Genomic DNA, 14,713 nt, shown 5'->3' on the forward strand with positions numbered 1-14,713 from the left:
CTGCATGTCCGCAACCACCGGCCTCCATGTCTCCGACCTCCGCTTTGCCTACTCGGCCGAGGGCTTTCGTGTGCATGTGCCGCAGCTTGAACTCGCCTCTGGCAAGGCCCTCGCACTGGCCGGGCCCAGCGGGGCAGGGAAGTCCACCCTGCTGCGCCTGCTCACCGGCCTGCTGACACCCACGGCGGGCAAGGTCAGCCTCGGCACCGCACAGATGGAAACGATGACCCACGAAGCGCGCCGCGCCTTTCGCCTGCAGCACATCGGCCTCGTCTTCCAGGACTTCGCCCTGCTCGACTACCTCACCGTCACCGAGAACATCCTCCTGCCGCATGAGTTCCGTGGAACGGCGAATGCCGCGGTCCGCACGAAGATGCTCGATCTCACCCAGCGCCTGCACATCGACCGCTACCTGGACAAGCGCGTCTCGCATCTCTCGCAGGGCGAGCGCCAGCGCGTCGCCGTGGCGCGTGCACTCGTGCATGAGCCGCAGTTCGTCTTTGCCGATGAGCCCACCGCCTCACTCGATCCCGCACGGGGTCGCATCGTGGTGGACATGCTGCTCGAAGACACCCGCAGACGCGGCGCCTGTCTCGTGATGGTGACGCATGACCCCAATCTGCTGCCGCTCTTTGATCAAACCGTGCGCATGGAGGACCTCGCCACCGCATGAGGACCGCCTTCCATCTGGCCGCGCGCTACGTACTGCGGCATCGCATTCAGAGCGCGTTGCTCGCCGGGGCGCTGGGCCTCGTCTTCGCTCTGCCACTTTGCCTGCGTGTGCTGATCGAGCACGCCCAGCAGGAACTCCGCGCCCGCGCCGCCGCCACGCCGCAGATCGTCGGCACACGTGGCAGCGCTCTCGATCTCATGATGACCGCGCTCTACTTCAAGCGCGAGAACCTCCTGCCGCTGCCCTTTGGCGCGCTCGCTGAAATACGGCGCAATCCCACGGCCACCGCCATCCCTTTGCACGTCCGCTACCAGGCGCAGGGCGCACCCATCGTGGGCACGGAGCTCGAATACTTTGCCTTTCGCGGCCTGCATCTCGCCGCAGGCAAACAGCTTAGCCGCCTGGGCGATTGCGTCGTCGGTGCCACCCTCGCCAAGCAGCGTGGCCTGCAGCCCGGCGGTCACCTCTTTTCCACACCCGAGCAGGCCTTTGACATGGCCGGCGTCTATCCGCTGAAGATGCGCGTCACCGGCATCCTCACCCCCAACGGCACGCCCGATGACGAGGCGCTATTCGTCGATCTCAAAACCTGCTGGCTCATCGAAGGCCGCTCCCATGGCCATGACGACCTCAAGAAAGACGAGTCCGTCGTGCTCAAAAAAGAGGAGGGCAACATCGTCGGCAACGCCGCCGTGCGCATGTTCAATGAAGTCACCGATGCCAACATCGCCTCCTTCCACTTCCATGGCGATGTCTCCACCTATCCCATCAGCGCCGTGATCCTGCTGCCGCAGAATGCCAAGGCCGAAGCCCTGCTCGCGGGGCACTACGCCCGCTCCAAAGAGCAGCAGCTCATCCGCCCGCGCGATGAAATGGAGGCCCTGCTCACCCAGCTCGTGCGCCTGGAGGGCTTCGCCGCCAGCGCCCTGCTCCTCACCGCCACCGCCGCGCTGCTCGTCACCGCGCTCGTCTTTGCGCTCTCCTTCCGCCTGCGCCAGCGCGAATTCGCCACCCTCGAAGACGTCGGTGTCTCGCGTGTCTCGCTCATCAGCGTCAAAGTCCTCGAAGTCCTCATCATCGGTCTCGCCGCAGCGGTGATCGGCCTCCTTCTTCTCCAGTTCTCCTCCTTCGCCGCACCGCATCTGCTGCGCTGGGCTCTTTAATAATATTCCTTTTTCTTCCCTCTTTTTACCCGCCGCATGTCCTACCCCATCGACGCCCTCATTTACGCCCTGGATGTCAATCCCGACATCAGCACCGAAGGGCGCGTGCTCTTCCTGCGTGCCCAGGCTCATCCCGCCTTGGAGCACTTCGAAGGCCGCCTCGTCTGCCAGCAGACCTGGAAGCCCAAGGCCAATCTCCTCCAAGCCGCCGGACACCGCGTGGAGCGCGAGGTCCACGGCCTCTTCGACCTCGTTCTCGTCCTGCCCGATCCCCAGCGCGATCTCATGGTCGCCGATCTCGCCCGCGCCCATGATCACCTCGCCCCCGGCGGCGTCCTCATGGCCGCCGTGCACAACGACGCCGGCAGCAAACGCTGCGAGCAGTACCTGCGCGAAGTCGCCGGGCAGATCGAATCCCTCTCCAAGCACCACAGCCGCGCCTTCTGGGCCACCAAGCAGGAAGACAAGCCCTGGAAAGCCGACCTCCTCGAACGCTGGCGCCAGGGTGCCGCCATGCGCCGCATCCTCGACGGCCGTTTTTGGTCACGCCCCGGCCTTTTCAACTGGGACCGCATCGACGAAGGCTCCGCCCTCCTCGCCAAGCACCTGCCAGACACCATCAAAGGCAACGTCGCCGATTTCGGCTGCGGCTGGGGCTTCCTGAGCGATCACCTCCTGCGCACCTGCCACGACATCGACACCCTCGACATCTATGATGCCGACGGTGACTGCTTCGAATGCGCCCGCCGCAATCTCGGCCTCGTGCCCACCAAGGTCAAAGCCCACCCCCACTGGCAGGACATCACCACCGGGTTTGAGCGCACCAAGTTTGACACCGTCGTGATGAACCCCCCGTTTCACGAAGGCAAAGAGGCCGATCCCCTCATCGGCCTCAAGTTCATCGCCGCCGCCGCCCAGGCCCTGCGACCCGGTGGGCAGCTCTGGCTCGTCGCCAACCGCCAGCTCCCCTATGAGAACCTGCTGACCGAAGCCTTTTCGCAGATGGACAAGATCATCGAGACCGGCGGTTTCAAAGTCCTTCACGCCCAAAACCCCATCGTCCAGCCCACCTATGTGCGCCGCGGCAAGCGCCGTCGCTGAATCCGACACAAAGAATCTCACAAAGAATGCAAAACAGAGGAACAAAGCGTTTGCAAAACAAGGCACCGACTCGATAATCGCGGCCCACTTCGAAAGGAGAATGGGTAGGTACCCGAGCGGTCAAAGGGGGCAGACTGTAAATCTGCTGGCTTACGCCTACGCTGGTTCGAATCCAGCCCTGCCCACCACCTTCATATTCAAAGTGTTACGCCTCCCGAAAGGGAGTGAGATTCGAGAGATGTTAAAAGTTGCTTGGCCACTTCTTGGCCACTTTTTGAACTCCGGAAAAAAGGTGTTTGAGTCTGTTTCAGAAGATTCAAGGATGTTTTTGGGAAGGGCTGAGACTAATTGATCACCAAATCCTGGATGTGCCCGCAATGCTTCGGTTGGGCGATGAGGACGACACAATGCCGTCCACTCCTCCCGAAGTCCACCTGCTCACTGATGGCCAACAAGTTTGGCATTCACGCTGCTCAACGCCTTTTGAGACGCACCAGCACGACCCTCACCTCGAAATTTTACCCGGACAGGATAGCCGCGACACTTCCGGGAATTGGCGTTTTATAGAGGCAAATCTTTCGATGGCGTCTTGGCCAACGGGGGAAAGGCGCAATTTCCTCAGCTACGTCTTTGATGCCGCCAGGATCATGAACGACACTGGCATCAAGAAGCAGGTCAAACGTCACTGGAAAAGGCTGCAGGAGGAAATCGAGAAGCCATTGCAGTATATAGAAGGCGATAAATTCGTCGCTTTATCCCTATAATCCCTACACTATATTTCCTTAACTTTGTCGACCAACCATTCCGAGGACTTTGTGTTCTTGCTTGCCTTTTATTGAGAAAACAGGTTATTTATTACGTTTATTTACCTGATGCCCCGAGCTTTAAAATATCAAAACTCAATCGAGACGATACCCGCGTGTCCGATGCATGGTGTTAAACAATTGGATTGCATTGTGTATCGCTTTACGAAAGAGGACCCATCTTGGTCCATGAATTGAAAACGTGAGCAACTCCGTGACTGCCCAGCATCGAGAAATATTCAGGCTGCAGCAGTGACTTGTTTCGCACCTCAACAGCATACGCATACGTCTGCGGCAGTTGGGAGAAGAACTCGTCTAGTTGGGTCACGAAATCTCGGCCATGCTCGAAATCCTTGGGATAAAAATGAGAGAATTCGAATATGAAAACGCCGGCCTTGTCCTGGATTCGATCAAACGAGGACAGGAACGCCTTCTTGAACAGGTCCGCGTTTAGAAAGTGCTCATTGGGTTTTCCAGCCAGGGCACCAAAACGAGGGAGGTTGGTGTAATTCTTGAGGGTGATCGTGTCGGTGACCTTGAAGCCAAACCGGAATGTATCGGGCACCTGCTTGCTGAGACCTTGCAAATATTGGGGCGAGGGGAACTTGTAATAGTCAGTATCGACACAGACCGTTGGAAAGACCTCAGCGTATTCAGTCAGGCATTCTCGTTCAAATTTGGCCTCAGAGAATTTGTTGCGGGTGGTGTATCGTGCTTCGTCGTAAATTTGTCCGCACCAGCCCGGATATGTCCATGATGACGTCCCGATCAAAACAGATTCACTGGCGAGACGTTGAAGGGGCTCACGAAGCAGTTTGTGCGTTGGCTCATCAAAGATCATGGTGGCTTTATGGACTTTGGTGTTGAAACTGTTGCTTTACGTTTCCTGAGGGTGGCCGAAAAGGAGATTGCATCTCTGCTTTGATGATCACTAATGCAGCATGAAGTTAATCCTTGTCATTAGCGGCATGACGTTTTTTTGGGCGGTGACACTACGTCTTCGTGCTCAAGACAGTCGGATTGACAAAATCTGCCTTCCAACAAGTGAGTGGATTCAACGGGCGGATTTGTACTTTCGCAAAACCTCGGCAGAACCCGAAGGCTGGCTGCTGCTCTGCCCTGGAAGAAACGGAAGCGGCGAAGGACTGTTGAACGACAAAGGGTGGCTGGCATTTGCGAAAGATCACAACCTCCTGATGTGTGGGGTTTCATTCGCCTCCTCAAGAAAGGACGATCTGCTGGGGCGCTACACCGAGGTGCAGAAAGGTTCGGGTGAACATATATTGAAGACGATGGATCATTATGCTGGGAAGGAACTGCCGATGCTGGTGGTGGGTTTTTCCGCCGGAGCCAGATTCACCACCAATTGGATCGCATGGAAGCCGGAGCGTGTCATCGCCTGGTCAGCTCAGGCGGTGGGAAACTGGCCTGATCCGGTGGTGAGCAAGGACTGTCCTCCGGGAATCGTGGCCTCCGGGGAGTATGATGCCGGCTCCTGGTTTGCCGCCTTGCAGTATTTTCAGGCAGCCCGGAAGCAAGACAAGAAGGTAATCTGGCTCAGCCTCGAAAAACTCGGACACCAACGCTCTCCTGCATTGGATAATTTCACTCGGCAACTGTTTGCCTGGTGTCTTGCCAGAGAGCCTTTAGATGAGCGATGGTTCGACATTGATTCGAAAAAGCGGCTCACCGAGCAGCAAATGCGCGACGACATGATCTTTTCCTGCTGGTTTCCAACAGAAAAGCTTGCATTGTTGTGGGAAAACTTGCACCATCCGTAAGCATTCTGTTGCGTCCACGAGCAACATGACCTCCGTCCCTTCTTTAAGTCATGAAACGATCCATACTGATTTACTTAGGAGTGAGCCTGTTTGGCGCCTTCGCCTCAGCTCAGCAGAATCAGCCGCCACAAACCCCAGGTGGCAACCAGCCAGGGGGCGCAACCCCCGGCGGCTCGCAAGCAGGAGGGGGGAACGTTCCGCCTGGCCAAGGCGGAACCCCTCCCAACACCAATTCCTCCGATGTCAAAACACTCTACACCGAAAAGCCGGGGCAAGGGAGCGCGGGCCAGCAGGCCAACGACATGCAGAACATGATGCAGAAGCGGTCGCAGGCGAATGAATCTCTGATTGGAATTGAGACGACCCTGCCACCCGAGTTGGAAAGTTTTTTGAGCACACCGCCACCGCCGCCAGAACAACTGGGGGCGTACGAGAAGTCATTTGACACCATTGTGCAATTGCTTCGCCAGAGGAATGTGACCAAAGCGGTGGTGAGCCTTTATGAGCTGAGCGCCTATCCCTGGGATTCAGGAATCTCAGAACAGCTGGGAAACCGCATTCTGGCCTACTGGGACATGCAGCGCGATCAGACCAAATTGCTCGCCGCCAATGCCGAACTTGAAAAAAAAATCAAACAGTCTGCGTGGAATGCGGACATTCAATCGGCTGCCGTGCAGAAGAGCGAGCTGGATTATCAGCGTCGCCAGAACCAGTCAAAATCCGGGAAACAGGGCGCGCAACAACAAGCCGACAATTCAGGAAACCAGAACAACAAAAACGGCGGTGCCTTTCTGCCCAATCCTGCGCAGGCCACCTCAGGCGTGGGCAATGTGATGGGACGCCTGCGCCTGGCGGAGGACTATTTCCAGACGCTGGACTCACGGGCTCGCACCCGGATCAATGAAATGGAGACCATAGCCAATGAGAAAAAAGCCCGCGCCGATTTCCAGGGTAACATCAAGGCATTGTTTGAGAATGGACGGCATTATCATTCCAAGCTTGCAGTCGATTTTTATCGTGTCGTCATGGGGGATGGTGATTTTCCCGCCGCCTTGGCAACCCAGGCGGCACAGGCTGCCGAAATCGTGCAGCGCATTCGAAGCGACGCGCCGGTGATCGCCGCCAAAGTGCAATCCAAACGGCTTGCCTCGGCTTCACAAATGCTGCGTGAGGATTTCACGATCTCCCGTTTGCATCCAGCACTGCAAGCCATCCCATTGGAGTCGCGGATGATCATTCAGGACTACTTCGCCGATCTGCAAAAGTTGCAGAATATGGCGGAAGCACGGGACTTTGCGGCGATGGAAAAGCAAATCACCCGCATGGAGGAGGATGTGGTGGATTTTGATGCCACCAAGCCGCGTGCTTATGTGAACGCCATGCGGAATGAAAGCAACATGCGCCTCGGCATGGCAAAGCTGGCCGCCCAGCAGGGGAATCTCGACAAGTCGATGGAAGAATTCAAGGCCGCGACCATGGCATGGCCCGATAATCCTGCCATTGCCGAGGCATCCAAAGAGTTTTTTAACAAGCAGGATGCGATGAGCCAGTCTGGAGAGGATTTTGACAAGGCATTCGCCAAAGAGGACTACCGCGAAATCTTCGACAAGCAGCTGCAATACGCCACCGCCGTACATGGTGACAAAAAGAAGGAAGGACAGCTCAAAAAAGCGCTGGAGACCGTCAAAGCGGCGGAGATGGCCCTGGAAAAAGCCAAACTGCTGGAACGCAACCGGGATGTGTCCGGTGCCTGGGAAACCTTGGAACTGGCTTCAGAAGAGTGGCCGGAGGACAGCGTGCTCAACAAGCGCCGTGCGGATCTATCGGTGCGTGCCTCGGAGTATGTCAAGTCCATCAGCAATGCCAAGGATGCGGAAGCGGCCGGCAACATGGGTTCCAGTCTGGCGTGGTTCCTCAATGCGCAGCAGACCTACCCTCCCAGCCAGATTGCGAATGAAGCCATTGAACGGTTGAGCGACAAGATTCTGGGCAAGCGTCCCAAGTTCACGAAAAAGCCCCGTGAAGAGGATGCTGTGGATGACGATGCCAAATCGAAAGATCAGCCGCCAGCCACTCCACACGATACAGCCGCCGTATCTCCGTCAAATCCCTGAACAGTTGAGTGATCATGAGACTGCCACGAGCTTTGATCCATGGAGCCTGCTGCCTGCTGATGACCGGGGTTTGTCCCGCACAGACGCCGCCATTGCCGGCCCAGGCTCTACCGGGGCAGCCGCCGGAAACTACTTCGGTCCCAGCCAAGGCTGGCACGCCGACACCGGCTGCAGTTCCTGAAGCAGTCGTTGCTTTGGCTACGGCCAAACCCGTGGTTCCGGAACTCAAACTGCCTGCCAATTTGCAGCAGCTCCGGCCTAACGCACTGCCGTATCGAATTGAGCGCAAAATCTTTGGTCCCAATAAAAGCTTCAAACGCGTCGAATTTTTCTGGGTCGAACCCAAAGCCAGACCGAAAGCCTATGTGGTGCTGGCTACCAACATGGCAAAACCGCGACTTCCTCTTGAGGACCGACAGTGGGCAGAGTTTGCCGAAAAAAATCAGCTTGGACTCATCTCGGTGGGCTTGGATGAACTGGACGACTCGGGGCGTGTGATTGAAAAAGCCATTGATCTGGATGTGCGTCTGCAACGCGTTGTGGACGATGTTTTTGGCCCGGGCCTCAAGGGCGCCTTTTTTGCGTCTGATCGAGGAGCTTACTGGATGCACCGGGTGGTGATGCGCAAACCCTGGTTGTGGGGCTTCTGGTGCAGCAGGGATGTGGCGCAATATCCGCCCGTGCCGCGTAACATTGAATATCCGTCAGGTCTGGTGTTAAACACCTCGCCTGCTCAGTATGAAAGCAATTTGTTTTTCTTTCAGGATCTGCGGCGTGCGAAGATCACCAACCGCGTCGGTTTCGCTTCCTTGAACGGCAGAACGCTGGATGCCGCTTATCAGGATCGCTTCGGTCAGCAGTATCTGCTGGCGGTATTGGCTGGTGGCAACGCGGCCAGTTTGTGGTTTGAAATTCACTCCGAAGCGAACTGCGCCCTGTTGGAAAAGCCGCCACCGCCGCAGTTTCAATGCTGGGTGCCGGGAGATGAAGTGCCGGGAGCCTGGAAATTGCTGCACCAAGAGCAAAAGAAAATGCCCGACAGTCAGATGGCATTTGCCGATGTCAGACTGCTGGACGGAAAGCAGGTGAAGTTGATCTACAGGATTCCAGGAAAAGTGAAGCTGGGAGTGCCTGTCAGGCATGTGGTGATCTGCCTGTTGTGGGCTGAAAATGAAGAAGAACTGCAGAAGAAAGTTCAGAACAGCATAGATTACAAAGGGTCTCTTTGGAATCGAGATCGTGTCGGAGTCATTGCCATCAATGCCAAATCATTTGGTTTCGTGGCGGATATGCCAGCAGCTCGCACCGTGGCTGAGTTGAAAGATTTGAAACAAAACATGTCCATTTATGCTCCCGCGTTTTGGCAGGTCATTGGGAAGGCCAATGGTGAACTGGGGTGGCCAGCAGCGCAGTTCCATCTGTTTGGATCAGGCATTGGTGCCAGCATTGCACAGGCATGGGCTTATGCCGATCCCACTCGATTTCTTTCGGTACATCTGAACGGCGGAGGGCCCTATCTGGATGTGGACCCTGCGATGAGCAATACGTGTTGGCTGCTAACGACTGGCGGCAAAAACGCCGGGTACGACATGACCGTCAATCTCTACGCAATGGCTAAAAAAGAAGGCTGGCCGGTGATGTTCAACAGTCGCCTCGGGGCTTCAGGTGGTTTGGATGATTGGGTGTGGGCATCGGGATCTGAGTTCTTCAACTACACCCGAGACATGGCCGATCTAATCAGAAAGGAGCAAACAGAAGGCAAACCGCCAAGTGCCCCCACTGCTGCCGCACTGATCGTCAAGCGCCTGCGTGAGTCCGCCGTTCTGATGGAACTGGACACCCGCAAAGTGGTCCATCTGGCGGATGCCTCGCTCATACCCGATGAGCAGCGCATATCATTGCCCACGGTTGAACTTGAAGAAGCCTGGCGTCTCGAAGGCGCCCCAAGGCCTGTGGTGCCCCCACCAACGTCTCCCGGTGGTCAATCCGCTGCTGCTACGCCACCAGCGACAGCCCCGACTAATACTGGCGGGTCACCGCCACCATCTCCACCCCAGGCCAAAACCAGCGGGTCACCACCTAAAGCACCGAAGCCTCCTGTTCCGGCGAAACCATGAAGCGTGTGCACACAATCTTAGCCTGCATGCTACCCCGATTGCTGGTTGCCTGGTGTCTGTCTGTTTCATGGGGGATGGCCCAGCAGCCTGCAAATCAAACCGGGCAGCCTACGTTAGCGACCCCGGCCACGGAGGAAGCCACGAAACAGGTTTCTGCGGTCCCTTCGCTGGCAGGAGTCATCGTTGGCAAAGCGCCGACGACTCATGACAAACAATTCGAGTCCCTGGAGATCTACTGGTGGAAGGTCGTGAAACAACCCCGGGCCGTGCTGGTGCTGGCTGATGAAAAAGCACGCACCGAAGTGTTTTTGAACGAAGCCTGGATCAGCTTTCTCAGGGCTCACCAATGGAGCTTGCTCGTCCTGGGTGTCAAAGGGGCTGGAACTTCACCGCCATTGGAACCGGCTGTTGCTGCTTTGGAACAACACCTGTTCACGTGGATTGAATCAAAAACTCGTCCACCCTTGAATGGAGGCGATGATGATGAAGAGGATGAGCTGGAAAAGAAAAAGGGGCCGGTTTCGCTGCTGTTTCATGCCTCGGGCAGTGCCACGTTCTGGATGGAATCAATCATGCTGCGCAAGCCTTCACGCTTTGCCGCTTGGCTGGCGGTCGATTCCATCAAGTTTCCAGAGATTCCGCGCGTCAAAGACTTCAAAACTGCACCGGGAGGATTTCTGCCTCTTGTTGCCACCATTCCATCACCTTTTACCACAGCCACATTGCCGGCTGTGAAGAAATACTACGAGCAACTGGATCACTTTGAGGAAATACGCTCCAGAAATGGTGAGAGCCGTGTTTCTTTCATTCCGTGGACCACGGGCTCTTCGACCGAACTGCGCGACAGCTTTGCCAGAATGTATTTGGAGGCGGCCACTTATGATGAGGATGACGAACACCTCTGGTTGAATGTACAATCTTTGCTGGAACATCCGCTGAGTGCACCAAACAAGCCGGATCCCACGCGTTTTGGCTGGTTGCCCAGCCAGACACTGCTTGGTGCGGTCAAAGTGCTGCGTCCTGCGGTGATTCCCAAACCGCCTCCTTCCGTAGGCAGAAGGTTTTTCAAGACGAGGGAGTTCGCCTCCTGCGATTTACTCTGGATCAGAAACGTACCAAAGCCCCAGGCTGTGCTCATCATTGCCGCTAATGCATTGCCTGCACACATTCGCTTTATGCCGGATTGGATCGACTATGCCAAAAAGCACGAATGGGCCGTGTTGCTGATGGGTCTGAAGGAAGACCGCATAGGTTCGCTCGAGAGTGCCGCCGAAAATCTAGAAACGCGGTTGTACCGGGAAATCGATAATTTGGCTGGCTCTGAATTGAAAAATCTGCCGTTGATCACCTATGCGCAGGGAACTCCGGCGATGTGGCTGCAAACCCTGATGCTGAGGCAGCCTTCTCGTTACCAGGCTTGGATTTCGCTCGGCGCGCCGAGGTTTCCTTCGGTCACAGCAGCCATCAAAGTTCCGCCTGGAATGCTCATTTCCCAGAATACCGGACAGTATGGCCAAAGCCTCCTTCACTTTGAAGATCTGCGCGGCGCGGATGCCTACAATCCTGTCTGCTTTCTCCCGCTTGCAGACATCAAACCTACAGGCACCATTTTGGAGGCATCCTATCGCGCTTTTCTTGACGCCGCCATATCTGCCACAAAGGAGACCGTGCATTGGCTGCATCTACACAGCCTCACCTTGCCGCCCAATTCGATCACCTCCCGGCCAGATCCCAAGCACTATTCCTGGTTTCCAAGCTCAGACATTCTCGGCATCTGGAAGGCGCTGCGGCAGGACACAATTCCCGTGCCGCTCCCGATCATCGCCAAGCGTAGCTTCAAGACCAAGATTCCTGAAGTGCCCGAACTCAAGCTCTTTGTCCGCATTCCCGGTACTCTCATGAAGGGTCAGGCTCCCAACGGAGTGATATGCTTTTGCACCTGGCAACAGGAGGATACCACGCTGATCAACCGCCTCAAGAGCACCGAAGACAGCCTCGTTGCTTTTGCCGATCACCATGGCATGGCCATGATCACCTGGAATACGGCCAGCATGCTGCCTGCCGGCACCAAGGTGTTCAACCTCACGCCGGAACTCGAAGCCGAACTGCAGACAAGATACAACGCCTTTGGTGAGGAGTGGCGCTCAGCCCTCAAAAAGGTCTGCCATGAGTTCAAACTACAGGACAAGGACATGCTGCTGCACGGTGTCTCCAGAGGCGCGGCCTTTGCGCACCAGATCTCCATGCGCTACCCGCAGCAGTTTCTGGCGGTACACACGCACATTGGCAGTCATTATAATGAAACGGTGCCCAAGGAGGCCAAGGATACTTTCTGGTTGGTGACGACTGGCGAGGCAGACGGAGGCTACCGAGATTCCTTTGAGTTGTACACCAAGCTCAAAGAACTCGGGGCTCCCACTCTGTTCAAGGCTGGGGAGAGCCTCGGACATGCCTCAAGGCGAGACATCGAAGAACTCGGTTCAGCCTTTTTCACCTATGCGCTCAACCTGCGCAATCGCTGCGAAAAAGAAAAGGCCAAGAATCGGACCTTCAAAGACACGCCGGTTTCACTGTTTCAAAAGGCGGTAGCAGCACCGCCATGGTTCGGAGACTACATCAACCATCAGGCCTTTCAGGTTGGCAATCCCGAACTCGACTCCATCCCCGTTGAACAACGCATGCCTCTGCCCACCGAAGAGATTGCCAAAGCCTGGGGCATGTCCTTGGATGCCGCCACCGCCAGAAAAGAGCCCCCAAAAAACTTTGCCGCAGGCAAATGACTCATACCTTCCAATCTCTCATGCCCGCTCCCGAACATCCTTACCACAAAGACGAGTCCCCGCCAGTTTATGCAACCAGGGCGGTGCCAGCTTCGCAGCAGCCCGCAGCAGCACCTCCTCCGGGCTACCAAACCCACCCCCAGCAGACGTGGAACAGTCCGGTGGGCCAGCAGGTTCCTGCGTGGTATCCCCCGCAGCAGGGCCAGCAGAAAAGCAAAGCCTGGCTCTGGGTACTACTTGGTGCTCTTGGAGCTGTTGCCTTGTCCGTTGGCGGATTCATGCTGTTTAAAACAGGCTCAGATCCGCTCCGTACATTGGAAGAATTTCCCATCGAATCCTATCTGCGCAATCACGAAGCCGTTTTGGGATCTCGTTTTCGCGCAGAACTCATCCTGGATGCCGACCTAGGAGGGGAATTTGGCAAAGGCCGCATATTCTCCTTCCGCAGTCAATCAACGGGGCGTCTCCTCCCAATTTTGATCCCTGACAACATTGGCCAGTCCGTTTTCGACAAAGGCCAGCGTTATCAATTAGAACTCGAAGTCCGTACTGGCGGCGTTGTCTATGCCAATTTGTGCCGCAAAAATTGAGCCGCATTTATGCTCAAAACACTCCATACGAACACCAATTTAGACTGATGTGATCAATTCAATTCATGGAGTTGATTGTTTCCTAAAAGATCAGGGGCGGGTTTTTCTGATTCATTAGGGGGCGGAGATTGCCAATTGGGGTAAACCTCTGTTTGCAAACTGCCCTTTTCTGGATGCAGCAACTCACGGTAGCGGAATACAAGTCTCATCGATTGCACCTTGTCATCGTGAGACGCGTTCCACTCGCGAACCAGATAATCGTGAAGTGCCTTAGCCAAAGCAGGTTGTTCATTCTGAAACAGTCCCACTAGATGCTTTCGCCAGCGAAAGTTCCGGTAGTGAGAAGCAACCATTTCCAGCCGTTCCTCTAATATTGGTGCATTGCCGGTAAAAAGGTCAACCTGCCTGCCTGAATGGAGGTTCGCAATTGCCAGCATCCAGCCGTCGCGGGTTGAAGGACGTGCTGCGAAAAGGGACCATCTCTGTCGTAATCCGAGAGCAACACCCGGCTGTTGGATCGACATATTAAACCAGCTTTTAGAATATTGAGGAAAAAGAGAAGCGACATTCCAGAGGAGCATGTATAAAATTGAGACAAATGCGAGGCTGCGAACACCGATTAGAAATGTGTTACGGATTGGCGCTCGCAGGCGTGGGAACGCTAATGCAGGAAGTTTAGAGTGACGTACGATGAAATTCATTTCATCGGGGAAACGTTTTCCAAGCCATTCCCAAGCTTCCGTGGGGATAAAAGGAAGCCATGCGGCAGCACAGACGAATGGAAATAAACCCAATCGCATCATTGGGGCCAAGAGTAACAGATGGAAACTTATGAAGGCAATAACAGCGAGAAGGCGAATGCTCCAATATCTTCCTCCCATGAGAGCTAGCAGTGGTCCGAGCTCTTCCAATAATAACGTTCCACGAGTGGCGACCCTACACAGTGTGGGGAATTGGCTAAACCACGCGCCCAAGGGCGTGATCAGTGATCCGATATGCAGTGACTGCTCGACTGCGGTGAAATCACTACGCCAGACGGGATGGCACTTCAAGATGGCGGTGAACCAGTATAAACAGCATACCTGAAGCAGAAGTCCAGAAACAGCGAAACCCCGAAGGGTCATATCGTCGACCGTCAAAGACTTTTCTCTAAAAACACTCTCGGCACAAACCAGAGTATGCCAAAACAAAAGCAATTTCAAAAAAGTATCTCCACCATTTGTGACGTTGGGCGCACGTGTGACGATGGAAACATGAACCACCCAGGTAACGACGCTCGTCAACAATATTCTTCTTCCAGAAAGTAAAAAAAAACCCAAAAAGCAGAATATCACGAGGCTGCCAAGTTGAAGACATGTCGAATCGGATAAAAAAAGTAGAGACCATTTTCCAGCCATATTGGACTGGTTTTGAACGCTTTGACAGATATCTAAAATAGGGAATATACCCTGTGATGAATAGAAGCATGCCCAGTCAGAAAGGCGTCCAAAAGCATCGGCAATGACTATGCAGCCTAGACTAAGGCGCATCAGATAAAAAGACCTAGGATCTGAGGAAAAAAGTTGCACCATGGTGAAATGTGTGTAGAATA

General features: G+C 55.3%; 11 protein-coding genes and 1 tRNA gene. 10 read left to right on the plus strand and 2 right to left on the minus strand.

Features of this window, described 5'->3' with window-relative positions; translation table 11 throughout:
- Positions 1-4 precede the first annotated feature (4 nt).
- From AC3RLQ_RS05070 to AC3RLQ_RS05090, 5 genes are all read left to right on the plus strand, one after another.
- Positions 5-673 carry an ABC transporter ATP-binding protein gene (locus AC3RLQ_RS05070; protein WP_493034934.1) on the plus strand — a complete coding sequence of 223 codons (669 nt, stop codon included), beginning with the start codon at positions 5-7 and terminating at the stop codon, positions 671-673.
- On the plus strand, positions 670-1,836 hold the full coding sequence (locus tag AC3RLQ_RS05075) for an FtsX-like permease family protein (protein ID WP_493034936.1): 1,167 nt from the start codon (positions 670-672) through the stop codon (positions 1,834-1,836). The genes AC3RLQ_RS05070 and AC3RLQ_RS05075 overlap by 4 nt, the downstream gene beginning before the upstream one ends.
- A gap of 36 nt (positions 1,837-1,872) precedes the next feature.
- Positions 1,873-2,937, plus strand: coding sequence for a class I SAM-dependent methyltransferase (locus AC3RLQ_RS05080; RefSeq protein ID WP_493034938.1), 1,065 nt, complete (start codon positions 1,873-1,875; stop codon positions 2,935-2,937).
- 102 nt (positions 2,938-3,039) lie between these two features.
- A tRNA-Tyr gene (locus tag AC3RLQ_RS05085) sits at positions 3,040-3,125 on the plus strand.
- Between the two features lie 219 nt (positions 3,126-3,344).
- Entirely contained in the window at positions 3,345-3,701 is a 357-nt protein-coding gene (locus tag AC3RLQ_RS05090; protein WP_493034940.1) for a hypothetical protein, read from the plus strand.
- Positions 3,702-3,903: 202 nt separating this feature from the next.
- Here the strand turns inward: AC3RLQ_RS05090 and AC3RLQ_RS05095 are convergent, their stop codons facing one another.
- Positions 3,904-4,581 (minus strand): DUF72 domain-containing protein, encoded by a 678-nt coding sequence (locus AC3RLQ_RS05095; protein ID WP_493034942.1) that lies wholly within the window; start codon positions 4,579-4,581, stop codon positions 3,904-3,906.
- A 100-nt stretch (positions 4,582-4,681) separates the two neighbouring features.
- Here AC3RLQ_RS05095 and AC3RLQ_RS05100 point away from each other — a divergent pair, with 100 nt between their 5' ends.
- The 5 genes from AC3RLQ_RS05100 to AC3RLQ_RS05120 all read left to right on the plus strand — a co-directional run bounded on the left by AC3RLQ_RS05100 (position 4,682) and on the right by AC3RLQ_RS05120 (position 13,122).
- Positions 4,682-5,521, plus strand: coding sequence for a hypothetical protein (locus tag AC3RLQ_RS05100; protein ID WP_493034944.1), 840 nt, complete (start codon positions 4,682-4,684; stop codon positions 5,519-5,521).
- Between the two features lie 50 nt (positions 5,522-5,571).
- Entirely contained in the window at positions 5,572-7,635 is a 2,064-nt protein-coding gene (locus AC3RLQ_RS05105) for a hypothetical protein (RefSeq protein WP_493034946.1), read from the plus strand.
- Positions 7,636-7,847: 212 nt separating this feature from the next.
- Entirely contained in the window at positions 7,848-9,752 is a 1,905-nt protein-coding gene (locus tag AC3RLQ_RS05110; protein WP_493034948.1) for a hypothetical protein, read from the plus strand.
- A 74-nt stretch (positions 9,753-9,826) separates the two neighbouring features.
- Complete coding sequence (locus AC3RLQ_RS05115) at positions 9,827-12,532, plus strand: hypothetical protein (RefSeq protein WP_493034950.1); 2,706 nt, start codon at positions 9,827-9,829, stop codon at positions 12,530-12,532.
- A gap of 20 nt (positions 12,533-12,552) precedes the next feature.
- Positions 12,553-13,122, plus strand: coding sequence for a hypothetical protein (locus AC3RLQ_RS05120; protein WP_493034952.1), 570 nt, complete (start codon positions 12,553-12,555; stop codon positions 13,120-13,122).
- A gap of 53 nt (positions 13,123-13,175) precedes the next feature.
- Here AC3RLQ_RS05120 and AC3RLQ_RS05125 read toward each other — a convergent pair whose 3' ends face one another.
- Positions 13,176-14,693: an HTTM domain-containing protein gene (locus tag AC3RLQ_RS05125; RefSeq protein WP_493034954.1), complete on the minus strand. Its 1,518-nt coding sequence runs from the start codon at positions 14,691-14,693 to the stop codon at positions 13,176-13,178.
- Between the last annotated feature and the right edge of the window lie 20 nt (positions 14,694-14,713).

This window comes from Prosthecobacter sp. GW821-HT29F12 (assembly GCF_058803405.1).